Source organism: Duganella sp. BJB1802 (assembly GCF_013369445.1).
GTDB lineage: Bacteria > Pseudomonadota > Gammaproteobacteria > Burkholderiales > Burkholderiaceae_D > Rugamonas > Rugamonas vulcania_A.
Genome location: NZ_JABWEF010000003.1, coordinates 427,329 through 450,111, shown reverse-complemented (window position 1 = coordinate 450,111; position 22,783 = coordinate 427,329). Strand labels below are relative to the sequence as shown.

General features: G+C 64.5%; 25 protein-coding genes. 11 read left to right on the top strand and 14 right to left on the bottom strand.

Going from position 1 to position 22,783, the window contains the following annotated elements; genetic code table 11:
- Positions 1-20: 20 nt before the first annotated feature.
- The 5 genes from HUX88_RS07520 to HUX88_RS07500 are packed head-to-tail and all read left to right on the top strand — an operon-like array spanning position 21 to position 4,803.
- Positions 21-1,175 carry a homoserine O-acetyltransferase gene (locus tag HUX88_RS07520; RefSeq protein WP_117012808.1) on the top strand — a complete coding sequence of 385 codons (1,155 nt, stop codon included), beginning with the start codon at positions 21-23 and terminating at the stop codon, positions 1,173-1,175.
- On the top strand, positions 1,172-1,783 hold the full coding sequence (metW, locus tag HUX88_RS07515) for a methionine biosynthesis protein MetW (RefSeq protein ID WP_161088030.1): 612 nt from the start codon (positions 1,172-1,174) through the stop codon (positions 1,781-1,783). The genes HUX88_RS07520 and metW overlap by 4 nt, the downstream gene beginning before the upstream one ends.
- Positions 1,783-3,039, top strand: coding sequence for an AmpG family muropeptide MFS transporter (locus HUX88_RS07510; RefSeq protein WP_176361341.1), 1,257 nt, complete (start codon positions 1,783-1,785; stop codon positions 3,037-3,039). The genes metW and HUX88_RS07510 overlap by 1 nt, the downstream gene beginning before the upstream one ends.
- Positions 3,026-3,916 carry a M48 family metallopeptidase gene (locus HUX88_RS07505; protein ID WP_117012811.1) on the top strand — a complete coding sequence of 297 codons (891 nt, stop codon included), beginning with the start codon at positions 3,026-3,028 and terminating at the stop codon, positions 3,914-3,916. The genes HUX88_RS07510 and HUX88_RS07505 overlap by 14 nt, the downstream gene beginning before the upstream one ends.
- Positions 3,916-4,803 (top strand): pseudouridine synthase, encoded by an 888-nt coding sequence (locus HUX88_RS07500; protein ID WP_176361339.1) that lies wholly within the window; start codon positions 3,916-3,918, stop codon positions 4,801-4,803. The genes HUX88_RS07505 and HUX88_RS07500 overlap by 1 nt, the downstream gene beginning before the upstream one ends.
- Positions 4,804-4,812: 9 nt before the next feature.
- Here the strand turns inward: HUX88_RS07500 and HUX88_RS07495 are convergent, their stop codons facing one another.
- The 3 genes from HUX88_RS07495 to HUX88_RS07485 all read right to left on the bottom strand — a co-directional run bounded on the left by HUX88_RS07495 (position 4,813) and on the right by HUX88_RS07485 (position 6,762).
- Positions 4,813-5,226 (bottom strand): hypothetical protein, encoded by a 414-nt coding sequence (locus HUX88_RS07495; protein ID WP_176361337.1) that lies wholly within the window; start codon positions 5,224-5,226, stop codon positions 4,813-4,815.
- The gene (locus tag HUX88_RS07490) at positions 5,223-5,912 is read right to left on the bottom strand and encodes a DUF433 domain-containing protein (protein ID WP_176361336.1); all 690 of its coding nucleotides are present in this window, start codon (positions 5,910-5,912) and stop codon (positions 5,223-5,225) included. Before HUX88_RS07490 ends, HUX88_RS07495 begins: the two co-directional genes overlap by 4 nt.
- Positions 5,913-5,988: 76 nt before the next feature.
- Positions 5,989-6,762: an exodeoxyribonuclease III gene (locus tag HUX88_RS07485; protein ID WP_176361335.1), complete on the bottom strand. Its 774-nt coding sequence runs from the start codon at positions 6,760-6,762 to the stop codon at positions 5,989-5,991.
- Between the two features lie 76 nt (positions 6,763-6,838).
- Between HUX88_RS07485 and pyrE the strand changes: the two genes are divergently transcribed.
- The 3 genes from pyrE (at position 6,839) to HUX88_RS07470 (ending at position 8,815) form a co-directional block, all read left to right on the top strand.
- Positions 6,839-7,504: an orotate phosphoribosyltransferase gene (gene pyrE, locus HUX88_RS07480; protein WP_117012814.1), complete on the top strand. Its 666-nt coding sequence runs from the start codon at positions 6,839-6,841 to the stop codon at positions 7,502-7,504.
- Between the two features lie 76 nt (positions 7,505-7,580).
- A complete protein-coding gene (locus HUX88_RS07475) occupies positions 7,581-7,952 on the top strand; it encodes a hypothetical protein (protein WP_117012815.1) in 372 nt (123 codons plus the stop codon).
- A complete protein-coding gene (locus tag HUX88_RS07470) occupies positions 7,952-8,815 on the top strand; it encodes an alpha/beta fold hydrolase (protein WP_176361334.1) in 864 nt (287 codons plus the stop codon). Before HUX88_RS07475 ends, HUX88_RS07470 begins: the two co-directional genes overlap by 1 nt.
- 3 nt (positions 8,816-8,818) lie before the next feature.
- Here HUX88_RS07470 and HUX88_RS32140 read toward each other — a convergent pair whose 3' ends face one another.
- From HUX88_RS32140 to HUX88_RS07450, 5 genes are all read right to left on the bottom strand, one after another.
- Positions 8,819-9,232, bottom strand: a complete 414-nt coding sequence (locus HUX88_RS32140) for an energy transducer TonB (protein WP_229219233.1) — start codon at positions 9,230-9,232, stop codon at positions 8,819-8,821.
- Positions 9,233-9,253: 21 nt separating this feature from the next.
- Positions 9,254-10,087, bottom strand: a complete 834-nt coding sequence (locus HUX88_RS07465) for a M56 family metallopeptidase (RefSeq protein WP_229219232.1) — start codon at positions 10,085-10,087, stop codon at positions 9,254-9,256.
- The gene (locus HUX88_RS07460) at positions 10,084-10,455 is read right to left on the bottom strand and encodes a BlaI/MecI/CopY family transcriptional regulator (protein ID WP_117012818.1); all 372 of its coding nucleotides are present in this window, start codon (positions 10,453-10,455) and stop codon (positions 10,084-10,086) included. Before HUX88_RS07460 ends, HUX88_RS07465 begins: the two co-directional genes overlap by 4 nt.
- A gap of 113 nt (positions 10,456-10,568) precedes the next feature.
- Positions 10,569-11,867 carry an ATP-binding protein gene (locus HUX88_RS07455; protein ID WP_176361333.1) on the bottom strand — a complete coding sequence of 433 codons (1,299 nt, stop codon included), beginning with the start codon at positions 11,865-11,867 and terminating at the stop codon, positions 10,569-10,571.
- Positions 11,864-12,541: a response regulator transcription factor gene (locus HUX88_RS07450; RefSeq protein WP_176361377.1), complete on the bottom strand. Its 678-nt coding sequence runs from the start codon at positions 12,539-12,541 to the stop codon at positions 11,864-11,866. The genes HUX88_RS07455 and HUX88_RS07450 overlap by 4 nt, the downstream gene beginning before the upstream one ends.
- Before the next feature lie 195 nt (positions 12,542-12,736).
- On the opposite strand from HUX88_RS07450, the gene HUX88_RS07445 reads away from it, so the two are divergent.
- The 3 genes from HUX88_RS07445 to HUX88_RS07435 are packed head-to-tail and all read left to right on the top strand — an operon-like array spanning position 12,737 to position 14,773.
- A complete protein-coding gene (locus tag HUX88_RS07445; protein ID WP_117012820.1) occupies positions 12,737-13,315 on the top strand; it encodes a porin family protein in 579 nt (192 codons plus the stop codon).
- Positions 13,316-13,322: 7 nt separating this feature from the next.
- Positions 13,323-14,087 carry a MipA/OmpV family protein gene (locus HUX88_RS07440; RefSeq protein WP_176361331.1) on the top strand — a complete coding sequence of 255 codons (765 nt, stop codon included), beginning with the start codon at positions 13,323-13,325 and terminating at the stop codon, positions 14,085-14,087.
- Positions 14,088-14,092: 5 nt separating this feature from the next.
- The gene (locus HUX88_RS07435) at positions 14,093-14,773 is read left to right on the top strand and encodes a hypothetical protein (RefSeq protein WP_176361330.1); all 681 of its coding nucleotides are present in this window, start codon (positions 14,093-14,095) and stop codon (positions 14,771-14,773) included.
- Here HUX88_RS07435 and HUX88_RS07430 read toward each other — a convergent pair.
- The 6 genes from HUX88_RS07430 to gatA all read right to left on the bottom strand — a co-directional run bounded on the left by HUX88_RS07430 (position 14,762) and on the right by gatA (position 22,766).
- Positions 14,762-15,352 carry a nucleotidyltransferase family protein gene (locus HUX88_RS07430; RefSeq protein WP_373886758.1) on the bottom strand — a complete coding sequence of 197 codons (591 nt, stop codon included), beginning with the start codon at positions 15,350-15,352 and terminating at the stop codon, positions 14,762-14,764. The two genes, HUX88_RS07435 and HUX88_RS07430, sit on opposite strands and share 12 nt — an antisense overlap.
- A gap of 7 nt (positions 15,353-15,359) precedes the next feature.
- Positions 15,360-18,179: a triple tyrosine motif-containing protein gene (locus HUX88_RS07425; RefSeq protein WP_373886757.1), complete on the bottom strand. Its 2,820-nt coding sequence runs from the start codon at positions 18,177-18,179 to the stop codon at positions 15,360-15,362.
- A 187-nt stretch (positions 18,180-18,366) separates the two neighbouring features.
- Positions 18,367-19,167, bottom strand: coding sequence for a lysozyme inhibitor LprI family protein (locus HUX88_RS07420; RefSeq protein ID WP_176361328.1), 801 nt, complete (start codon positions 19,165-19,167; stop codon positions 18,367-18,369).
- Complete coding sequence (locus HUX88_RS07415; RefSeq protein ID WP_161088043.1) at positions 19,164-19,649, bottom strand: GNAT family N-acetyltransferase; 486 nt, start codon at positions 19,647-19,649, stop codon at positions 19,164-19,166. Before HUX88_RS07415 ends, HUX88_RS07420 begins: the two co-directional genes overlap by 4 nt.
- 159 nt (positions 19,650-19,808) lie before the next feature.
- The gene (gene gatB / locus HUX88_RS07410; protein WP_161088044.1) at positions 19,809-21,269 is read right to left on the bottom strand and encodes an Asp-tRNA(Asn)/Glu-tRNA(Gln) amidotransferase subunit GatB; all 1,461 of its coding nucleotides are present in this window, start codon (positions 21,267-21,269) and stop codon (positions 19,809-19,811) included.
- Between the two features lie 24 nt (positions 21,270-21,293).
- On the bottom strand, positions 21,294-22,766 hold the full coding sequence (gatA, locus tag HUX88_RS07405; RefSeq protein WP_117012827.1) for an Asp-tRNA(Asn)/Glu-tRNA(Gln) amidotransferase subunit GatA: 1,473 nt from the start codon (positions 22,764-22,766) through the stop codon (positions 21,294-21,296).
- Positions 22,767-22,783 lie beyond the last annotated feature (17 nt).

Genomic DNA, 22,783 nt, shown 5'->3' with positions numbered 1-22,783 from the left:
CCCTATAAAAACTAAACCACATGCCATCCTTAGGATACGTTACTCCGCAAACCATGCATTTTGCGCAGCCGCTGGCGCTGCAGAGCGGCGCCTCGCTGCGCGACTACATGCTGATGTATGAAACCTACGGCACCCTCAACGCCGACAAATCGAACGCGGTGCTGGTCTGCCACGCGCTCAACGCCTCGCACCACGTGGCCGGCGAATATGAAGGCCAGCCGAAAAGCCAGGGCTGGTGGGACAACATGGTCGGCCCGGGCAAATCGCTCGACACCGACAAGTTCTTCGTCATCGGCATCAACAACCTCGGTTCGTGCTTCGGCTCGACCGGGCCTATGCACGTCAATCCCGCCACCGGCAAGCCCTATGGCGCGGCCTTCCCGGTGGTCACGGTGGAGGACTGGGTCAACGCCCAGGCGCGCCTGGCCGATGAACTGGGCATCACGCAGTTCGCCGCCGTCATGGGCGGTTCGCTCGGCGGCATGCAGGCGCTGGCCTGGTCCATCATGTACCCGGACCGCCTGCGCCACTGCGTGGTGATCGCCTCCACCGCCAAGCTGTCGGCGCAGAACATCGCCTTCAACGACGTCGCCCGCCAGGCCATCCTGTCGGACCCCGACTACCACGGCGGCGATTTCTACGAATACGGCGTGGTGCCGAAGAACGGCCTGCGCGTGGCGCGCATGGTCGGCCACATCACCTATCTGTCCGACGACGACATGGCCGAGAAGTTCGGCCGCAAGCTCAGGGACGCCGCCGAGGCGGGCGACTACAAGTTCGGCTTCGGCGTCGACTTTGAAATCGAATCCTACCTGCGCTACCAGGGCGACAAATTCAGCGAGTACTTCGACGCCAACACCTACCTGCTGATCACCAAGGCGCTCGACTACTTCGACCCGGCGCGCGCGCACGGCGGCGACCTGGCGAAGACGCTGGCCGGCACCAAGGCCAGGTTCTTCCTGGCCTCGTTCACCACCGACTGGCGCTTCTCGCCGGAGCGCAGCCAGGAGATCGTGCAGGCGCTGATCTGCAACCGCCGCCAGGTCACCTACGCGGAGATCGACGCGCCGCACGGCCACGACGCCTTCCTGCTGGAAGACCCGCGCTACATGAAGCTGGTGCGCGCCTACTACGACCAGGTGTGGAACGACATTAACGAGAAAGCGGCAGCATGAACTTCAACGATTTAAGCAGCGCCCGGCCGGACCTGGCCTTCATCGCCCACTGGGTACCCAAGAACGCCCACGTGCTCGACGTGGGCTGCGGCGACGGCGTGATGATGGACTATCTGCAGAGCGACAAGCAGTGCAGCGGCTACGGCATCGAGATCGCCGACGACAAGGTCCTGGACAGCACCAAGCGCGGCGTGCGCGTGATCCAGCAGGACATGGAAAAAGGCCTGGCCCTGTTCGGCGACGACAGCTTCGACACGGTGTTGTGCCTGTCGTCGCTGCAGATGATGAAGCACGTGGAGCCGCTGCTGCGCGACATCGTCCGCGTCGGTAAGGAGGCCATCGTCTCCTTCCCCAACTTCGCCTACTGGCCGCACCGCGTGGCCTTGCTCAAGGGCCGCATGCCGGTGTCGGAATCGCTGCCGTATGAGTGGTACGACACGCCCAACGTGCGCTGCGCCACCATCACCGACTTCCGCGACCTGGCGGAGGAGTGCGGGCTGGAAGTGATCGAGTGCGTGGCGCTGGCCGAAGGGCACCGCGTCTCGTTCCTGCCCAACCTGCGCGGCGACCTTGCCGTGTTCCGCCTGCGTAAAAAGGCCAGCCACTGATGACGATCCAGGAACAGCCAACCGGCTTGCGCAACTACCTGAACGGCCGCACCGTTTCCATCCTGTTCCTGGGCTTCAGCTCCGGGCTGCCGCTGTACACGCTGATCTACCTGATGCAGGCGTGGCTGGCCAAGTCCGGGCTGAACGTGAAGGCGCTGGGCCTGTTCGCGCTGGTGACCTTCCCGTACACCTTCAAATTCCTGTGGGCGCCGTTCATGGACCGCTACGCCATCGGCTCGCTGGGGCGGAGGCGCGGCTGGATGGCGCTCACGCAGCTGGCGCTGTTCCTGGTGATCGGCGGCCTGGGCATGCTGGACCCGAAACAGGAGCTGACGCTGATCGCCGGCTGGGTGTTCCTGATCGCCTTCCTGTCGGCCAGCCAGGACGTGGTGATCGACGCGTATCGCCGCGAGATCCTGGCCGAGAACGAGCAGGGGCTGGGCGCGGCCATCATCGTCAACGCCTACAAGGCCGCCAGCCTGATACCGAGCGCGCTGGGGCTGGTGCTGGCCGACAGCATGTCGTGGCAGGCGGTGTTCTGGATCGTCGCCGCCTTCATGCTGCCCGGCTTCGTCTGCACGCTGCTGGCCAAGGAGCCCGCCGTGTATGGCGCGCCGCCGAAGAACCTGCAGGAGGCCGTGGTACTGCCGTTCCGCGAATTCGTGCAGCGCGACGGCTGGAAGCAGGCCTTGCTGATCATCGCCTTCGTGCTGCTGTATAAAATCGGCGACAGCATGGCCACCGCGCTGTCGACCAAGTTCTTCCTCGATATCGGCTTCACCACCAAGCAGATCGGCCTGGCGGCCAACGCCACCGGCTGGTGGGCGGCGCTGGCCGGCGGCGCCGTCGCCGGCATCTGGATGATCAAGCTGGGCATCAACCGCGCCTTGTGGGTGTTCGGCGTGATGCAGGCGCTGGCCATCCTGGGCTTCGCCTGGCTGGCGCGCACCGGGCCCGATCCGCTGCTGCTGAGCGCCGTCTTCGGCTTCGAAGCCTTCGCCAGCCCGGGGCTGGGCGCGGCGGCGCTGGTGGCGTTCATGTCGCGCGCCACCGATCCGCGTTACACTGCCACCCAGTACGCATTGTTTTCCAGTCTGGCCGCCGTACCGCGCACGTTCATCAACTCCTCGGTCGGGTATATAGTGGCGGAAACCGGCTGGTTCGGGTTCTTTATTGTGTGCTTCATCCTGGCGTTTCCTGCCATGATGATGCTACCGAAAATCGCACCATGGAATACCAGGAATGAAAAAGCTTAAATTCAACGCCGCCTTGCTGGCGCTGGTCTGCTGCGCCGGCGCCGTTGCGCCCGTAGCCGTCCACGCGCAGGATGACGGCATCCCCGTGACCAGCATGTCGCGCCTGCGCGGCATCGGCGGCGACGCCCGCCAATTCGACCAGCAATCCAAGCTGCAGTACGACCAGATGCTGGCCCAGGCCCACCAGAAGGACGCCGTCGCCACCGACCGCAATCCGCAGCTGATACGGCTGCGCGCCATCGCCAAGCGGCTGATCCCGTTCACCTCGCGCTGGAACCCGGACGCGGCCAACTGGAAGTGGGAAGTCAACCTGCTCAATTCGCCGACGGTGAACGCCTTCTGCATGCCGGGCGGGCGCATCGCCTTCTACAATGGCATCCTGGTCAAGCTGAACCTGACCGACGATGAGGTGGCGATGGTCATGGGCCACGAGATCGCCCACGCGCTGCGCGAGCACGCGCGCGAGCAGGCCGGCAAGAACACCATCACCTCGGTCGGCGCGCGCATCGCCGGCGCGCTGGGTTCGGCCTACTTCGGCGTCGATCCGCGCCTGGGGGATGCGGCGGCCGGCATGGTGGCGCAGGGCGCGGCGCTGAGCTTCTCGCGCGGCGACGAGAGCGAGGCCGACCTGGTCGGCCTGGACCTGGCCGCGCGGGCCGGCTTCGATCCGCGCGCCGGCATCGCGCTGTGGCAGAAAATGAGCGCGGTGAACAAGAGCCAGCCGCTGCCCTTCCTGTCCACGCACCCGAGCGGCAGCAAGCGCATCGAGGACATGGAGAAGAATATGTACCTGGTGCTGCCGGTGTACGCGCGCGCCAAGGGCCTGGACCCGGACGCGCTGCCTCCGTACCACTCGCTGGCGCTGCCACGCTCGTAATGCCGGGCGCACCACTGCCGATGCGCGACGGTGTCGCGCCGAGCTATCTGTGGCTGCCGGAAGGGCAGTGGCCGGACATGCTGACCTTCCTGGTGGCGCGCTATCCGGACGTGACGGAAGCGTCGTGGCGCGACCGCATGGCGCGGCGCGAGGTGGTGGACAGCGACGGCAACGCGCTCACGCCGCACAGCGCCTACCGGCGCGGCATGCGGATCTTCTACTACCGTGAGCTGGATGCCGAGACGCCGATTCCGTTCGAGGAGGAGGTGCTGTTCATGGACGAGCATCTGGTGATAGTGGACAAGCCGCACTTCCTGCCGATGATACCGACCGGGCGCTTCCTGCACGAGACGCTGCTGGTGCGCCTGAAGAAAAAGCTGGGCGAGCAGGATTTGACGCCGATTCACCGGCTGGACCGCGAGACGGCCGGCGTGGTGATCTTCTCGCGCCGGCAGGACAGCCGTGGCGCCTACCAGTCGATGTTCCAGAAGCGCGTGATCGAGAAAGAGTACGAAGCGCTGGCACCGCGCCTGCATGGCCGCGAGTTTCCCTTTACCTACCGCAGCCGTATGGTCGACGGCGACAAGTTCTTCATCATGAAGGAAGAGGCGGGCGAACCGAATTCGGAAACGCTGATCGACGTCATCGAGCACCGGGCCGACTGCACGCTGTACCGGCTGCATCCGCACACCGGGCGCAAGCATCAGTTGCGGTTGCATCTGTCATCGCTGGGCATCCCCATCATCAACGACGCGTTCTACCCGGTGGCATTGCCGTGCAAGGCGGACGACGTCTCGCAGCCATTGAAGCTGCTGGCCCGCCGCATCGCCTTCACCGACCCGCTGAGCGGCGAACGCCGCGAATTCCGCAGCCACCGCAGCTTGTAAACCATAGGTTTAGAAGGTGATCGCCTGGAGCTTGGTCGCGGGGGAGTGCTGCCAAGGTACGCGGTATGCGCCGCCACTCACTAGCGCGGAATAGGCGACTATCTGTGGCCACCATCTGACCAGGCGTTCTGACTGCTGCCAAAATCCTTGTCGGGACCATTGCGCGTCCAGGATGAAAACTGTATGACCAGCTCTGCGGATGGCTTCGCGTTCGGCGCCATGCTGCTTTTTAAAGCGGTCGATGGAGACGATGTACCACGGACCATCATTGGAAAGCTCGCCTATCCATGTAAGGTCGGGCGCGTCGCGTGCAAAGCGGTCACTTAAATGAAGAACCTCTTCCACCTCTGGTGTGACGCCAGATAGCTCCCGGATGCCATGAGCGAGATAACGGGATAAATTATTATCGAAGAAGAACTTCAAGCCGCAAGTCTTTCTTCAAATTCCACAGCGTCGCTTACCATCCTGGGCGTGATGTCGAATACGCGGGCAACCATTCCCTTGTCGCGTCCTTCGGCCAGGTAGGATGCATAAATGGTGTCTGTCGGAATGGCTGCTTGGGTGACGATCGGCGTACCGAATTGCAATGAGGGGTCCAAGACGATCGTCTTCCGCTTTCCGAGTGGGAACCAGCGCACCGCACCCTCGTCGCCATATTCGATGCCGGCATATAAGGAAGGCTTGATGATGTCGGAAAAAACGAACTGTTTTCGCACCACGTCTATCATTTTGGGCTCACCCGTGGCCTGCTCGACGGCTTCCAAAAATATGCGCTTCCCGTCCGTGAGGAACTGCTGTTGCGTCAATGGATAGGCAATCCCGAAATGCTGCGCCGCCGATGCTATCGTTGCGCGAATAACTTTGAGGTCGACACCATGGCGGACAAATGCGGTCACCATGCGCGCTTCAAGCAAGTCCCGGAAACCGATGATGTCTTCGGGTAGCTCTTCGTCTTTAAGTTGCGTGGTCCAGAGCGGCTCCGAACGGACCTGCTTGCCTTGGTATTTTCGCGAGTAGCCGAGTAGCCATCGGCGCAGCGCGCGCGGCTCCGCGCCAACCAGCCGTGCGGCTTGGCTCAATGGATAACAACCTGTCCCGATGATGTCCATTTTGTGGCGTCTCCCCTCATCCGAAGTTACCAGATTGCCGGGCCTTGATCAATCATTGATGAGAAGAGGGGCAGGCTTAAATGCCAGCGTACTCGATGGTCAACGGCGCGTGGTCGGAGAACTTTTCTTCCTTGTAGATCGCTACCGTGGTGGCCTTGGCGGCGATGCCAGGCGTGGCGACGTGGTAGTCGATGCGCCAGCCGACGTTCTTGGCGTAGGCCTGGCCGCGGTTGCTCCACCAGGTGTATTGCTCTTCGCGCGGATCGAGCCCGCGGTGCACGTCCACAAAGCCCACCTCGTCGAAGATGCGCGTCATCCATTCGCGCTCCTCCGGCAGGAAGCCGGAATTCTTCTTGTTGCCCTTCCAGTTCTTCAGGTCGATCTCCTTGTGGGCGATGTTCCAGTCGCCGCAGATCACCACTTCGCGCCCCTCGGCGTGCAGCGACTGCAGGTGCGGCAGGAACAGGTCCATGAAGCGGAACTTGGCCTCCTGGCGCTCCGGCCCCGACGAACCCGACGGGCAGTACACCGAAATCACCGTCAGGTTGCCGAAATCGCAACGCACGTAGCGCCCCTCGGCATCGAACTCCGGCGAGCCGAAGCCGATCACCACGCGGTCCGGCTCGATCTTGCTGTAGACGCCGGTGCCGGAATAGCCCTTCTTCTCTGCATAGTGGAAGTGGCCGTGGTAGCCGCCCGGGTTGAGGAATTCCGGCGTCATGTCCGGCGCCTGGGCCTTCAATTCCTGCACACAGACGAAATCGGCGTCCTGCGTGGCCATCCATTTGAAGAAGCCCTTGCTCGAGGCGGAACGGATGCCGTTCAGATTGGCGGAGATGATTTTTGGCATGGTCGATTCAATGCGTAAATTTTGGAATGCGCTAGTGTAGCGGTAAAATACAGGCACTTTACAGAAATGAGGCAGTATGGACAGCTTACGTCAGCAATTTATCGAATTTTCGGTCAAGACCGGTGTGTTGCGCTTCGGTGAGTTCACCACCAAGGCCGGGCGCCAGTCGCCGTACTTCTTCAACGCCGGCCTGTTCCATGACGGCGCCACGCTGGCCCAGCTGGCCCAGTTCTACGCCCAGACGCTGCTCGATTCCGGCGTCGAGTTCGATATGCTGTTCGGCCCCGCCTACAAGGGCATCACGCTGGCCTCGGCCACCGCGGTGGCGCTGGCCGGCAAGGGCCGCAACACCTCGTTCGCCTTCAACCGCAAGGAAGCCAAGGACCACGGCGAGGGCGGCACCATCGTCGGCGCCAAGCTGCAGGGCAAGGTCGTCATCATCGACGACGTGATCTCGGCCGGCACCTCGGTGCGCGAGTCGGTGGACATGATACGCGCCGCCGGCGCCGAACCATGCGCCGTGCTGATCGCGCTGGACCGCATGGAGCGCTCGGGCAAGGACGGCCAGCTGTCGCCCAACTCGGCGGTGCAGGAAGTGGCCAAGACCTACAACATCCCGGTGATTTCGATCGGCAACCTGGACGACCTGTTCAGCTACCTGAACGGCGCCGGCGCCGATCCGCAGCTGTTGCAATACAAGGATGCGGTGGCCGCCTACCGCACCCGTTACGGTATTGTCTAACAAGCCATATTGCTAGACTTTGAAATTTCTTTGGTGTAACCTAATTCGGTATTCCGGAGATGATAAAGGCTAATTCATGAACATCGCAACCCTGAAGGTGCATGGCGACGACGAAGGTTTGATCGACGTCCGCGACGGCCTGCCGACCGAGCCGGACAGCGACTGGCAAAAGGGCGACGTCAAGCCCGACGGCCGGGTACGCATCGATTCCGGCTTCTACGTCGCGGTCGGTACCGACATGAACCCGGACGCGCTGCTCAAGCAGATCCGCCACTACCTGGCCGAGTGCCAGGCACGCGGCATCCACTTCGAGCGTTCCGACGTGGACGCCGAGCTGCGCATCTCCTTCACCACCGAACGCGGCGAAGCCACCCCCAGCCTGGACTTCTCGCTGGCCGACCTGAAGCTGCTGGTCGAAATGGGCATCAATCTGAGCATCACCGCCTGATGCGGTTTGCCGAAGACCGCCTGGCCAGCTTCCGCGCCGGCCCGCAGGCCGAGCGCCGCGTCCACATCTGGGAGCCGGCCGGCGTTGCGCCGCGCGCGGTGATACTGGCCATCCACGGCGGCATGGCGCACGCGGGTGACTACGTCACGCCGGCGCTGTACTTCCGCCAGCACGGCATCGCCACCGTGGCCTACGACCTGTGCGGACACCAGGACGCGCGCCGCGTCGACATCCCCGGCTTCCATGTCTTCCTGGACGACAGCGTGGTATTCCTGCAGTGGGTCAAGCAGCAGTATCCGGGCGTGCCGGTCTACGTGATGGGCCATTCGATGGGTGCGCTGATCGCCACCCACCTGGGCCTGGGCCACTTCGCCGGCGATCCCGCCATCAAAGGCTTCATCCTGTCGTCGCCGTACTACGTGAACGCGATCAAGGTGTCGCCGGTGCTGCAGGCGATGGCCGGCGTGCTGGGCGCGCTGGCGCCGCGCATGAAGGTGCCGCTGGCGCCGCTGACCGATCTGCTGACCCACGATAGCGCCATCACCGCCCGCCATCACGACGATGAGCGCGACGGCATCCGCGCCACCGAGATCACGGTCCGTTTCGCCAACGCGCTGACCAATGCGCAGCAGGGACTGGCGACGCGCATGCCCGCATGGTCGCACCGCCTGTTCGCGGTGGTGGCCGGCGACGACAAGCTTGCCGACGCCGACGCGGCGGAGCGCATGCTGAAATCGGTGCCGCCGGCGCTGTTGACCTACCAGCGGCATCCGCAGAACTATCACGAGAACTTCAACGAACTCAATCGCGAGCAGGTCTTCGCCGACATCCTGGACTGGATGGCGTTAAGCCCTGCCCACTGAGGCTCACTCCAGCACCCAGACGTACTGCAACTGCATCCAGGACTCCACCGGCTTGCCGGCCTTGAGGGCGGGCTTGAAGCCGCACTTCTCGATGCCGGCGCGGGCCGCTTCGTCCAGGTCCTGGTGGCCGCTGGATTTCTGCACCTGCGATTTCTTGAACTTGCCGTCGGCGCCGACCAGGAACTTCAGCGTAACGGTGCCGCTTTCCTTGCGGGCCATCGCGCCTTCCGGCCATTTCGGCTTGTCGCACGTGCTGAAGTCGGCCAGGGCGTGCACCGTCTGCTCGGCGACCTTGTCGGCGGCCACGGCCTCCGCGTAGATCGACATGCAGGCCAGCGCCAGTCCCAGCATCGGCACGGCGGCTTTCCAGTTCAAGGCCTGCGGTGCAGGGCGGCACAAACGTTGAATACGATCCATCAAATTTCCTCCATTGGCCGCTTAGGCCAGGTGGTGAGTTGAGAACTGGAGACGCTCCAGCTCCGAAAGTGCAAGGGCCAGGCGCCGCGGTTCGCCGAGCTGCCTTGCTGCGAAATCATCCGCGATCAGTTCGCGCTCGACGCGGATGCGGTTCGAAATCCACCAGACGGCAGGGTGGTAGAACAGCAGCGTTTCGATCACGTTCTGCAGCAGGTTGACCAGGTAATCGTGGCGCTGGATGTGCGCCATTTCGTGCGCCAGCAGCGCCTCCAGCAGATCGGGCGGCATGCCCGCCACCAGCGCGGCCGGCAGCAGCACCACCGGCCGCCACCAGCCAGCCGTGATTGGACTGGCGATGGAGTCGACGATGCGCAGCCGCACCGCGCGGTCCACGCCGAAGCGCGCCGCCAGCCGTTGCAGCTGCGCTTCCCAGCGCAACTGGTCCTGGCGGTGGGCGCAGTCGCATTGTTTGGCGGCGCGGTCTATCCACAGCAGGCCGAGGATCATGCGCAGTGACAGCAGCACGGCGCACAAGGCCCACAGGCTGACGATGCCGCGCATCGAGTCGCGCAAGTCGAATGGTTCGCCGCCGCCGACCATGCTCTGCGCGGCTTGACGCAGCAAGCCGGCGCCGATGACGGTTGCGCCGTCCGTGGCGCAGTACAGGCGCTGATACAGCTCGACCGCCGGCCAGCACAGGCAGGCCATCAGCGCCGAGCAGGCCACCAGGTAGCGGTATTCGGCGCGGCTGTTGCGCAGCAGCGTGAGGGCGATGGCGGTAGCGCAGCCCAGCAGCAGGCCTTGCCACAGGAAGTGCATCAGCGTCAGGCCGAGGGCGAAAACGAAAGGGCTCATTTTTTCTCATCCTTGAGGATTTTCTCGATCTCTTCGCGCTCCTTCTTCGATATGCCGGAGCGTAGCGCCGCCAGCACCAGCGCCTTGGCCGAGCCGGCGAAGGCCTTCTGCATCAAGTCCTTCAGCAGATTGGTTTGCAGCGCGTCCTGCGCCTGTGCCGGCGCGTAGACGTGCGAGCGTTGGCTCTCGTCGCGGATCAGGATGCCCTTGGTGTGCATGATCTGCATCAGCCGCAGCACGGTGCCGTAGGCCAGGTCCGGTTTCTCTTCCAGCATGGCTTCGTGTACCTGCTTGGCGGTGGCCGAGCCGAGCGGCCACAGGGCCTGCAGCAGATCGAGTTCGGCGGCGGTTGGTTTGGGTATGCTCATGGGTGTCTCTTGTCGGCTTGCTAAAGTATTTGTAGATTAGTATGTCTAGACAAAAATGTATACTTTAGTTTTCAGCGCCGCTGCGACGTGTTGCTTTGTGTAGACAGGTTTGTCTATAAAGTGATGGTGAAGCGCGCGCCGCCCAGCGGGGAATCGTCGACGGCGATGGCGCCGCCGTGCAGCTGGACGGCTTTGGCGGTGATGGCCAGGCCCAGGCCGTAGCCGCTGGCGGCGTAGTCCTGTTCGCGCTCCAGGCGGTAGAACGGCTCGAACACGCGCTCGCGCGCTTCGGATGGGATGCCGGGGCCGTCGTCCTCCACGGCGATGCGCAGGGCGCCGCCGTCGCGCGCGGCGGACAGCACGATGCGACCCACCGCGTACTTGGCGGCGTTCCCCAGCAGGTTGTTGACGGCGCGCGCCAGCAGGCGGGCGTCGCCCTGCAACTCGCCCAGGTCGCCGGCGATGCTGGCGCTGAACCGCTGGCGCAGGTGGGCGGGCGGTGTGCACTCCCGCAGCAACGGCGCCAGCCCGAACGTCTGACGCGGCATGGATTGCGCCTGGTCGAGCTGCGTCAGGCTAAGCAGCTCGTTGACCAGCGTTTTCAATTCCTCGACATCGGTCTCCATGGCCGCGATGCGCTTTTGCAGCGCCGGATCGTCGTCCGCGTGGCGCTCGCGCAGCAGCTCCAGGCCGAACTCCAGCCGCGCGATCGGCGTGCGCAGCTCGTGCGACACCGAATGCAGCAGGTTCTTGCGCGCTTCCATCAGCAAGCCAATACGCTCGGCCATGTCGTTGATGCGGCCGGCCAGCGGCGCGATGCTGGACGCGGGCCGCACCTCGGCCCGCGCCGCCAGGTCGCCCTGGCCGAAATCGTCGGCCACCTTCGACAGCGCCAGCAGACCGCGCCAGTGCCGGCGCGACCACCAGCCTATCGGCACCAGCAGGAACAGCGCGATCACGCCGAAGCGGATGGCCTCCATGCCCAGCGCCCGGCCGATGTCGATGGGCAGGCGCTGCGCGTGGATCACGTCGTCGTCGCTGCCGATGTAGCGCGCGCCGGTCGTGTCGACGCGCCGGTAGAAGCCCTTGCCGCCGACGTCGATCACCACCGCTCCTTGCAGCAGCTGGCCGCGTTTGGAGGAGGGCAGCGCCGCCAGCGCGTCCTTCAGCGGCTGCAGTTCAAGCGTGGCCTCGGATACTTCGCGCACCTTGTTCAGGCGCGGCAGCCATTCGTCGGCGGGCGCCTTGTCGATGTACTGCTCCAGCAGGAAGATCTGGCCGGCGGCTTGGCGGCGCGCGATCTCCTCCAGCGGGTCGCCGAACAGGCGGCTGAAGGTGAAGTAGATCGCGCAGGTTGCCAGCGTGATGGCCAGCACCACCAGCAATGCGAAGCGCCAAAAAAGCCGGTTCATTCCCAGGCCGAGGGGCTGAACAGATAGCCTTCGCCCCAGACGGTCTTGATGCGCTCCGAACCGCCGTCGCCGAACTTGCGGCGCAGGCGGGAGATGCAGTTGTCGATGCTGCGATCAAGGCCGTCGAATTCGATGCCGCGCATCTTGACCAGGATGTCGTTGCGCGACAGGACCTTGCCGGAGGCGCCGGCCAGGATCGCGAACAGTTTGAACTCGGTGCTGTTCATCGCCACCTCACCGCCGCGCCAGTGGACCGTGCGGTTCTCGCGCGAGATGCGCAATTGGCCGATGACGATGTCGCTGCCGGCGACGCCGCTGCCGCGCCGCTGCAATGCGCGCAGGCGGGCCAGCAGCACGCGCGGCTGCACCGGCTTGTTGACGTAGTCGTCCGCGCCCTGTTCGAGGCCGGAGACTTCGTCGAAGCTGTCCTCGCGCGCGGTCAGGATCAGGATAGGCACGGCGCTGAGCTGGCGCAGCTGGCGGCACACCACCAGGCCGTCGACGCCGGGCAGCGTCAGGTCGAGTATCACCAGGTCCGGCTGGGTATCGCGGAAATGGTCGAGCGCACGGTCGCCGCGTGTCACCACGTCGACGGCGTAATCGTATTCGTCCAGGTATTCCTTGACCAGCGCGGCCAGCCGCGCATCGTCTTCCACCAGCATTACACGCTGCATCGCGCCTCCGTTTTCGTGGGTATTGTAGTGGAGCTCAGTGCTCATGTGGCATTTTCGACAATCGGGTACACATTCGTACACTTTCTATACAAATGGCGCCTACAAATTGAGGACAATTCAACGACAGACCGAGGCGGATTCCGTGGCGATGGGTGCCTAACATTGGAGGCTCCTACTTCAACCTGGATTCCGAACATGAAAAAAATCATCTGCACCGCTTTCGTCGCTCTGGCCGCAAGCTCGCTGGCGCATGCCGAAGGGATGTATGTGGGCGCCAATGTCAGCTCCCGGACCGATGGCAATATCAAATACACCGAGAACGGTGTGACGACCGAGCACAGTGCCGCCAAGAGGGCGACCCCAATCGGTCTGTTTGCGGGATATGACCTGTCGCCGGTGTGGGCGCTGGAAGCCGGCTACCGCACCGACGGCGGCTCGACCAGCTTCGATCTCAGCCCCGGTTACCGGCTCAAGACGCGCGTCAGCACCGCTTATCTGGCGGCGCGAGGGACGTGGAAGCTGAGCGAGGACTGGTCCCTGTTCGGCAAGGCAGGCGTCGGACAGGGGCGGCTGAAGATGGATATCAGCGGTAAGAACGCTCCGGCTGGCGAGTCGGTTAACAAGACCGGCTTGTACCTGAGCGCGGGCGCCTCCTACCTGGTCACCAGGGATGTGGCGCTGCAGCTGGAACTGGAACACACCAATAAACTCGAACATGACGGCTTCACCGCCAAGACAGATCGTTTCGCGCTGGGCGTGCGTTTCGATTTTTAAGGAATACATGAATAAGCTATCCCCGCTACTTTTGCTGTTGGCCGCGTGCGCTCCGGCGCTGGCCGAAAACACCACCGGGTTGATGATGCCCGATGGGAGCAAGGACATGTACGCGGGGCTGGCCTTCACCACCAGGACGGCGGCGGCGGAGGGCGAGACGCGCCCAGTGATCCTGCGGCCGTTGTTCCAGGTCCAGTGGAGCAACGGGATCTTTGTCTCGGCCAACGGCGTGCTCGGGATGCACCTGTCCGAAACGGCTGGCGTGGAATATGGGCCGCTGATACTCGCCAGCGATACGCGCAATCCCGGTGACAGCCGGCGCCTGCGCGGCACGCATCCTGTTCGCGGCTCGGCCGATGTCGGCGGATTTTATAACCACTACCTTGGCGACGAGGCGCGGGTGACGTCGAACCTCGTGTACGACACCAGCGCCCGCGGTTTCCGTGGCCAGGTCGGCGTGCAGAAAACCCTGCCGTCGCCGGCGCCGCATCATACGGTGACGCTGTCGGCCGGCGTTTCGCTGGCCAGCGATCCGGTGATGCGCGAGTTGTATGAAGTCCGCACCGCCACCGGTGGCGTGCGCGATTACCATCCTTCCGCCGGCGTGATGTCGGTGAGCGTGGGCGTCAACTGGAACTGGGCCTTGAGCAGCAAGTGGCTGATCAACAGCACGGTGACCGGCGCGCGGCTGGGCAACGGCCCGGCCGAAGCGCCCTTCGTCGACCGCCGCAACTTCATCACGTGGTCCAGCGGACTGGCTTACCGGTTTTAAGCGGCATGTTCAAACTCCTCCTACTCTGTCTTGCCTTGCTGCCGGCGTTCGCCGGCGCGCAGGAGGACTCCGACTGGATCGAGTATCGCGACGCCTATCGCCAGATGATCTGGTTTGAAAAGTACGGCAAGCCCAAGCAGTTTTTGCAGAATCACTTCCGCATACGCCCGCGCGACAAGAGCGTGGCGATGGACGGCCTGCGGATGACGCTCAACAGCAAGGCCACGCACCTGGCGCTGCCGCTTGATGCGCTGGGCCGCGCGGTGTTCCCGTTCTCCAAGGCGGCCTATGACGACAACGCGGAACTGACCGTGAACCGCAAGGCGGGGCAGCTCAAGTCCGGCGCCTGGGTGTCCATCGTGACGCGGCCGGACGGCGTCTACGCGGCCGCCGACCTGCGCACCGCCTGCGACCAGTTGCTGGCCTATCTGCGCTACTCCGGCGAGGCCGCCGGGAAGAGCTGCGCCGGCGTGCAGTTTTCGTATCCGAAGAATGACGCGTCGCAGGTGCAGTTCCATGCGGTCGGTGGCGCCGTCACCATGCTGGCGGCGAAAGAGGGGCCGGCTTTCAGTGGCGATGTCGTCGCCACGTTCAGGGTGTTCGTCTATCGCTTCGCCGCGCTGCCGGAGGCGGGGCAGATCGTCACCAGCAGCACGCCGCTGGCGATTGCGGCTTTACTTGAGTGATTCGATCGCCAGCAGCGGCCAGCGCTGCGCAAAGCGCTTGGATGCGATGCGGTGCCGGTAGGTGTCGGCATCGGCGCGGGCCGGGTTGTGCCGCACGCGCAGTTCGAACAGATCTTCCAGGCCGTGTGGAGCGATCACGAGGATGGTATCGTCCGCAGCCAGCATCACGCCGACGCAGGTTGCGTACTCCGGCCAGGTCGCCACGCCATCCGCCAGCGATAGCAGCGGTGCGACCTCGCGGCCGAATTCGCGCATGAACCATGCGTGGACGTGCGCCTGGTTGGTCACCTCCCATTCCAGCGCCGGCATCAGCTGGCGCAGCCGCGCTTCCAGTTCGGCGTCGTGCCGCGGCGGCGCATGCGGGGCGAAGTAGACCAGGTCGACGTCGGCCAGCGGCGTGGGACTAGCGTGGCCGTGCAGCGCATCCCACACCAGCGTGCGGACGGCGCCCGCGCCGATGCACCAGCTTTCCAGCCCGAGGCTGCGGGCGGCCGACAGCGCGGCCATCAGCTCCGCCGAGGAGCGGACCATGTCGATCAGGCGTTGCGTCAGCGAGGAGGGTGGGAGGCTCATGGTCATCGGGAGCTCAGTAAGCCGTCTTACCGGGAACCGTCACCGTGATTTGCGTGCCGGCGCCTGGCTTGCTGTCGATATCCAGGCTGGCGCCGATGGCATGTGCGCGCTCACGCATTCCCGTCAGGCCCCAATGGCCGGGCCGGTGGCCGGTTGTGGCGACCGATTCGTCTAACCCGCAGCCGTTGTCGCGCACGCGCATGACGAAGGCGCCGGCCCCGTATTCCAGCGCGAGTTCGATACGGCCGGCGCCCGCGTAGCGCGAGGCGTTGAACAGGGCCTCGCGGCCGATGGCGTAGATCTCTTCATGTACCTTGGGACGCAATGGCCTCGGCGTACCGCCGATCGTCATGTCGAAGGCATGCGAGCGATGTTCGGCCAATCCTTTGCCGAAGTGTTCAAGCGTCAGCTCCAGCGCATCCGGCGAGGCCGATGCCCTCAGGTCCATGATCTGGTCCCGTCCCTCTACCAGCAGCTGTTCCGCGAGATTGAGCGTCTGGTCCAGGCGCGTGCGCTCCTGCGTGCCTTCCTTCAGGTGGCGGCTGTGCGTATCGAAGGACATGAGCAGCGCCTGTATGCTTTGCAGCAGCGTGTCGTGCAGGGCGCGCGCGATGCGCGTGCGTTCCGCCAGGCGTTCCTGCAAGCGCTCCTGCATCCGCTGCGTCAGGAAGCGGATCCGCAACGCGTAGGCGGAGCACAGCAGCAGCAGGCCAAGCGCCACCAGCAGTAGTTTGAACCAGCCGCTTTGCACAAATGTCGGCGGGATCTCTATCTCCAACGCGGCACCCTTGGCATTCCAGAGATTGTCCTCGTTCGACGCGATGACCTCAAACCGGTATTTGCCCGGCGCCAGATTGGTGTAGTACGCCTGCCTGCGGCCCACCGGCTCCTGCCAGGCGGAATCGAGGCCGGACAGCCTGTAGCGCAGCCGCACCCGCTCGGGTATCGACAGGCTCAGGGCCGTGAAGTCGACCTGCAGATTCTGCGTGCCCGCCGGCAGGGCGAGTGCGCGGGTCTGCGGGATGGCGTAGCGCGCGTTGTCGGCAACCACGCTGGTTATCTCCACCGGCGGCGGCAGCGTATTGCGCAGGATATGGGCCGGGTCGATGGTGCCGATCGAAGCCGTCGTCGCGTACCACAGCATGCCGTCGCGTGAGCGCATCAGCGAGGGCACCGGCCGCAGTTGCGGCGCGTGGCCCTGCATGCCGTCCTGCGCGTCGAAGCGTTCGAAAGCCACGGCGGTATGGCTGTTCTTCAACCATGCGGCGATATCGGCGGCGGCGATGCGATACAGGCCGTCGGCGCCGTGCAGCCACAGGTCGCCGCCGGGTAGCCGCACGATGCCGGAGACGCCGCGAAAATCTTCACCGCGCTCGCCGTGCAGGGCGGCGAAGCGGCCATCGCGATAGAGCGCGACGCCCTGTTCTCCGCCCACCCACATGGCGCTGCCGTCGAAGTACAGGTCCATGATCGTCCCGAGTTGCAGGCCGTCCGCAGGGCCCAGTGTGCGCAACTTGGTGCCGTCGATGACCGTGACCAGGTTGCGCAGATGGCCCATCCACAAGCTGCCCTGGCCATCGCGGGCCATGGACGTCGCCAGCAGATCGGAGATGTCCTGCAAGCCGCCCGACTTGGTCCATTGGCCCGCAATGAGTTTGTACACGCCTTTGCCCGATGCGAACGAGGCCCACAAGGCACCATCGCGGTCCTGCTGCAGGGCGTGGACGCGCAGGCCTTTCAGTTCGGGCGGATAGGGAATCGAGGTCAGTGTGCCATCGCGATCGCGCCGTTGCAGGGACTCCGTTCCGCCCACCCACAGGACGCCGTCCGGCGTCGTGTAACTGGCCGTCAGCGGACCTGCGACCTCGCGGCTGACGCGTCCTTCGAGGTTGTAGCGCCAAAGGTCGGCGGCATAGTCTCCCACCCAGACATCGCCTGAAGGGCCGGCCACCAGCGCGGGGTATTCCAGCTGTTTGACGACGGGCATGGTCCGCAAGCGGTTCGGCCGCAGCCGGTCTATTCCGCGCGAGGTGCCGATCCACAGATTGCCTTCGCGGTCCAGGAACTTCGTGCTGAGCATCGGGCCGCTGAGTCCATTTTCCTTCGACAGGCGCTGCTCCGGCGGACTGGATTCGGCCGGCGCCACCTTGCGCTCCAGGTTATCGGTATGCAGCATCCACATCGTTCCCTGGCGGTCGAAGATCATGCCGTAGCCATCGAGTTCCGGTTTGGGCGATTCACTGGCGGCGGGCGCCAAAGTGCGAACCTTGTAGTAGCCGTCCTTGAAGTCGTTGCCCCATATGGTGCCATCCGGCGCTTCGCAGAGCCATACCAGCGCCACATGCGGCCACGCCTGCGTGAAGCGGGTCTCACCCGGCTTGCGATAGTAGGCGCCCGAATTCGTTCCGATCCATGTCGTGCCATCGCGGGCGAACATAATCTGGAACACGCCCAGGGTTGGCAGTCCCGCCTCGGGGCCCAGGTAGCGGAAACGGCTGGCGCCCGGCGCCAATACAGCCACGCCGTCGCGCATCGCCGCCCAGATCGCGCCATCCGGGGCGGCCTCGATATGCATGACGCCGACCGGCTGCAATCCGTCGCGTTCCGCATAGGTGTGCGCGCCGTCGCTCCTGAACACGGACACGCCGCCGATGCGGTAGCCGACCCACAGCGCGCCATCGGGCGCGGTGGTCAGCGCCATGATGTTGCTGGAATCGAGCGGATGACCGTAGACCTTATCGGCGCGTTCGAAACGCACGCCGTCAAAGCGAAACAGGCCGGTAGGCGTGGCGATCCACAGCCAGCCGTCGGCGCCCTGGGCGAACTTGGTCACGCTCGTCGGCGCGCCATTCAGCTCGGTCCATGCGGTATGGGTGTACTCGGTGAGCAGGGGCGCCGAAGCGCACGCGAGGCGCGACCCGACAATCAGAAGCAGAAAAAGCAAAGCGTTGAGTAAGGAGGCCATTGGCGTGTTTTCCCAATTGCCGATCATAAGATCCCTGGTTCAGACTAAATATCGCTCAGCGACCGGGAATCCAGTTCCGCAACCGCTCATCCTGCACTTGGTACTGCCTGGCGAGGCAGGCGTTGATGTCGGCGGCCGTGGCGCAGGTGGCGTCGCGCTCTTTCAGCCATTTGCGCTGGAAGTCGCGCAGCAGGGTGCGGTCGGCGATGGTGGCGTACCCTTGGCGCAGTTCCTTGACATGCTTGGCCATCGCCAGGTCCTGGCTGGCCAGTGCCGGATCGGCGCAGATGGTTTTTTCCACGCGCGTGGCGGCGGCCTTGCAGTCGTAGGATGGACCTCCGGCCGCAGGCTCGAAGTGCGGCGCCGGCTTGAATTGCGCGGCGTCGATGCTGGCGCTGGCGCCGGTGCGGTCGATGAATTCGACACTGGTCACCGTGATGTCGTTGGCGCTCGTCCAGTCGATCAGCGCTCGCCGCGCGGCAGCCGGTATCTGCGCCGCGCCCAGGCTGTTGGAACCCAGCCGCAGCTCGCCATCGTAGATGACCGCGCCCAGGCCTTGGCCGGTCTGGGTGTCGATCCAGAAGAAGCCCTTTTCCGGGCAGGCGTGCGCCTCGCATGCCGATGCGCTGACGTAGCGCTTGTCCACCACGAACACCGGATCCGGCGGACCGCCCAATCCAGCGATGACGTCCCTGGACAACTTGGACGGCACGCGCGTCTGGATCAGCGGCTTGGCGCGCTTGTCCCAGATGAAGGTATTGGTGGACTGGCCGTCATAGCTCAGCGGCCAATCGACGACATCGGCATGGGCCAGCGCGGACAGGGTCAACGCCAGCAGTGCGATCAGTTTTTTCATTGGGCTTCCGTGAACAGGCGCTTCATCTTGCGGCCGCCGGTGACTTCGAAGCCATGGCGCTCATAGAACGCCAGGCTGCGGTCGAATTCCGGCAGCGGCGGCGTGCACACTTCCAGGCGGTTCCAGCGCCGCTTGCGCGCCAGTTCGGCGGCGGCGTTGAGCAGCAGCCCGCCGACGCCGTTCGCGCGGAAGGGCGGGGAGACGAAGAATTCCTGCATGGTCGCCAGCGCGCCCTCCGCGTACAGCGCGCGGCCTTCGGAGATGCCGACGAAGCCGATCGCCTCGCCTTCCGCGATGGCGATCAGCGCCAGGTATTTTTCCTCGCGCAGCAGGGCGTGGCACAAGCTCGCGGTTTTTTGCAGCTCAAGGTTGAAAGTCTTCGCGCCCAGGCGCTGGGATATTTCCTCGGTCAGCGCCACGGCCATCGCGGCGATGGCTGCCGCGTCTTCGGGAACCGCCAGGCGTATTCTCGTATCGGTCATTGAATTTGATCTGTAGTCTTAAGGTTGAACAGGATAGCAGTTTGCGATCCGTGAATACTCGCGCATTCTCACGGACGTGCGGGGGGCGAAAAAAAACCGTCGGCACCGAACGCGATCTTGTACGCGTTCAGGCGGACGGTTTTTTCAGAAGGGAGGCTGTCAGCCGGCCAGTTTGGCCTTCAGCAGCTCGGTCAGCTGCGCCGGATTGGCCTTGCCGCGCGAGGCTTTCATCGCCTGGCCGATCAGCGAGTTGATCGCCGCTTCCTTGCCGGCGCGGTACTGCTCCACCGACTTTTCGTTGGCGGCGATGACGTCGTTGACGATCGCTTCCAGCGCGCCGGTGTCGGAGATCTGCTTCAGGCCCTTGGTGTCGATCAGCACATCGACCAAGTTGTCGTCGGACGACTTGGCCGCCCACATGTCGCCGAACAGTTCTTTGGCGGTCTTGTTGTTGATGGTGCCGTCGGCGATGCGCTTCAACATCAGCGCCAGTTGCGCCGGCGAGACCGGCGCGTCGGCGATGTCCACGCCTTCGCGGTTCAGCGTCGACGAGACGTCGCCCATCAGCCAGTTGGCGGCGGCCTTGGCGTTTTCCTTGCCGGCTTTTTCCACCACGGCGACGAAGTAGGTCGCCATCGCTTTCGACGCGGTCAGCACCAGCGAGTCATATTCCGGCAGGGCGTATTCGCTGACGAAGCGTTCGCGCATTGCGGCCGGCAGTTCCGGCATCGAGGCCTTCACCTTGGCGATCCACTCTTCGGAGATGACCAGCGGCGGCAGGTCCGGGTCCGGGAAGTAGCGGTAGTCCTGCGCGTCTTCCTTGCTGCGCATTTCGCGCGTTTCTTTGCGGTCCGGATCGTACAGGCGCGTGGCTTGCACCACCTTGCCGCCGTCTTCGATCAATTCGATCTGGCGGCGCACTTCGACGTGCACGGCTTCCTCGATGAAGCGGAACGAGTTCAGGTTCTTGATTTCGCAGCGGGTACCGAATTCCTTCTGGCCTTTCGGACGCACGGAGACGTTGACGTCGCAGCGGAACGAGCCTTCCTGCATGTTGCCGTCGCAGACGCCCAGCCACATCACCAGCGAGTGCAGCGCCTTGGCGTAGGCCACGGCTTCGGCCGCGCTGCGGATCTCAGGCTCGGAGACGATTTCCAGCAGCGGCGTGCCGGCGCGGTTCAAATCGATGCCGCTCATGCCGGCGTAGTCTTCGTGCAGCGATTTGCCGGCGTCTTCTTCCAGGTGGGCGCGCGTCAGGTTGACGGTCTTGGTGACGAATTCGCCGTCCTTCTCGTAGCCGAAGGTCAGCGCGCCGCCGATGACCACAGGGTCTTCGAATTGGCTGATCTGGTAGCCCTTCGGCAGGTCGGGATAGAAGTAGTTCTTGCGGGCGAAGATGGACGCCGGCGCGATCTTCGCGCCCACGGCCAGGCCGAAGCGGATCGCGCGGTCCACCGCCTGCTTGTTCATCACCGGCAGCACGCCTGGCAGCGCCAGGTCCACGGGGCTGGCCTGGGTGTTGGGTTCAGCGCCGAACTTGATCGGCGATCCGCTGAAAATTTTAGATTCGGTCGTGAGCTGCACGTGGTTCTCAAGACCGATGACGACTTCCCATTCCATATTGTTCTCGCTGTATTTGGTGTGTTAGATGCCGGCAGGTGCGCGGGTGTGCCAGTCGGTCGCCAGCTGGTACTGGTGGGCGACGTTCAGCAGTTTCGCTTCGCCGAAATGCTTGCCGATGATCTGCAGGCCCACGGGACGGTTCTTGGCGCCGAAGCCGACCGGGATCGACATGCCGGGCAGGCCGGCCAGGCTGGTGGACAGCGTGTAGATGTCGGCCAGGTAGGCGGCCACCGGGTCGTCGGACTTGTCGCCCAGGTCCCAGGCCACGGTCGGCGCGACCGGTCCCATGATGACGTCGCAGACGGCGTTCGGGCCGTTCAGCACCGCTTCGAAATCCTGCGCGATCAGGCGGCGGATCTTCTGCGCCTTGAGGTAGTAGGCGTCGTAGTAGCCGTGGCACAGCACATAGGTGCCGACCATGATGCGGCGCTTGACCTCAGCGCCGAAGCCTTCGGCGCGGGTCTTGCGGTACATGTCCGACAGGTCCTTGTACTCGGCGGCGCGGTGGCCGTAGCGCACACCGTCGAAGCGCGACAGGTTGGACGATGCTTCGGCCGGCGCGATCATGTAATAGGCAGGGATCGACAGCGCGGTGTTCGGCAGCGAGATGTCCACCAAGGTCGCGCCCATCTCGACGTACTTGGCCAGCGCGGCGCGCACGGCGTCCTCCACGTCCTTGGCCAGGCCTTCGCCGAAGTATTCCTTCGGCACGCCGATGCGCAGGCCCGCCAGCGGCTGGCCCAGTTCACGGGTGTAGTCCTCGTCGATGCCGCCCATTTCAGGCGTGAGCGAGGTCGAGTCTCGTTCGTCGAAACCGGCCATGGCGTTGAGCAGCAGCGCGCAGTCCTCGGCGGTTTGCGCCATCGGGCCGCCCTGGTCCAGCGACGAGGCGAAGGCGATCATGCCGAAGCGCGATACGCGGCCGTAGGTCGGCTTGATGCCGGTGATGCCGCAGAACGCGGCCGGCTGGCGGATCGAACCGCCGGTGTCGGTGCCGGTGACGGCCGGCGCCAGGCGCGCGGCCACGGCGGCGGCGGAACCGCCCGACGAACCGCCAGGCACGGCGTTCTTGTCCCACGGGTTCTTCACCGCGCCGAAGGCCGAGTTCTCGTTGGCCGAGCCCATGGCGAATTCGTCGCAGTTCAATTTGCCCAGCGTGACCATGCCGGCCGCGCGGAACTTCTCCACCACGGTGGCGTCGAACGGGCTGACGTAGTTGGCCAGCATTTTGGAGCCGGCGGTCGAGCGCCAGTCGCGGGTGACGAAGATGTCCTTGTGCGCGATCGGCACGCCGGTCAGCGGGGTGGCGGTGCCGGCGGCGATGCGGGCGTCCGCCTCGGCGGCCTGCGCCAGGGTCAGCGCGCGGTCCACGTGCAGGAAGGCGTTCAAGTCGCTCTTTTCGATGCGGTCGAGGAAGTGCGTCGCCAGTTCGGTGGCGGTGATGGCTTTGCTTTGCAGCAGAGCGGACAGCTCTTTAATGGTTTTGGTGTGCATGGCGTTTCAATTCAGAT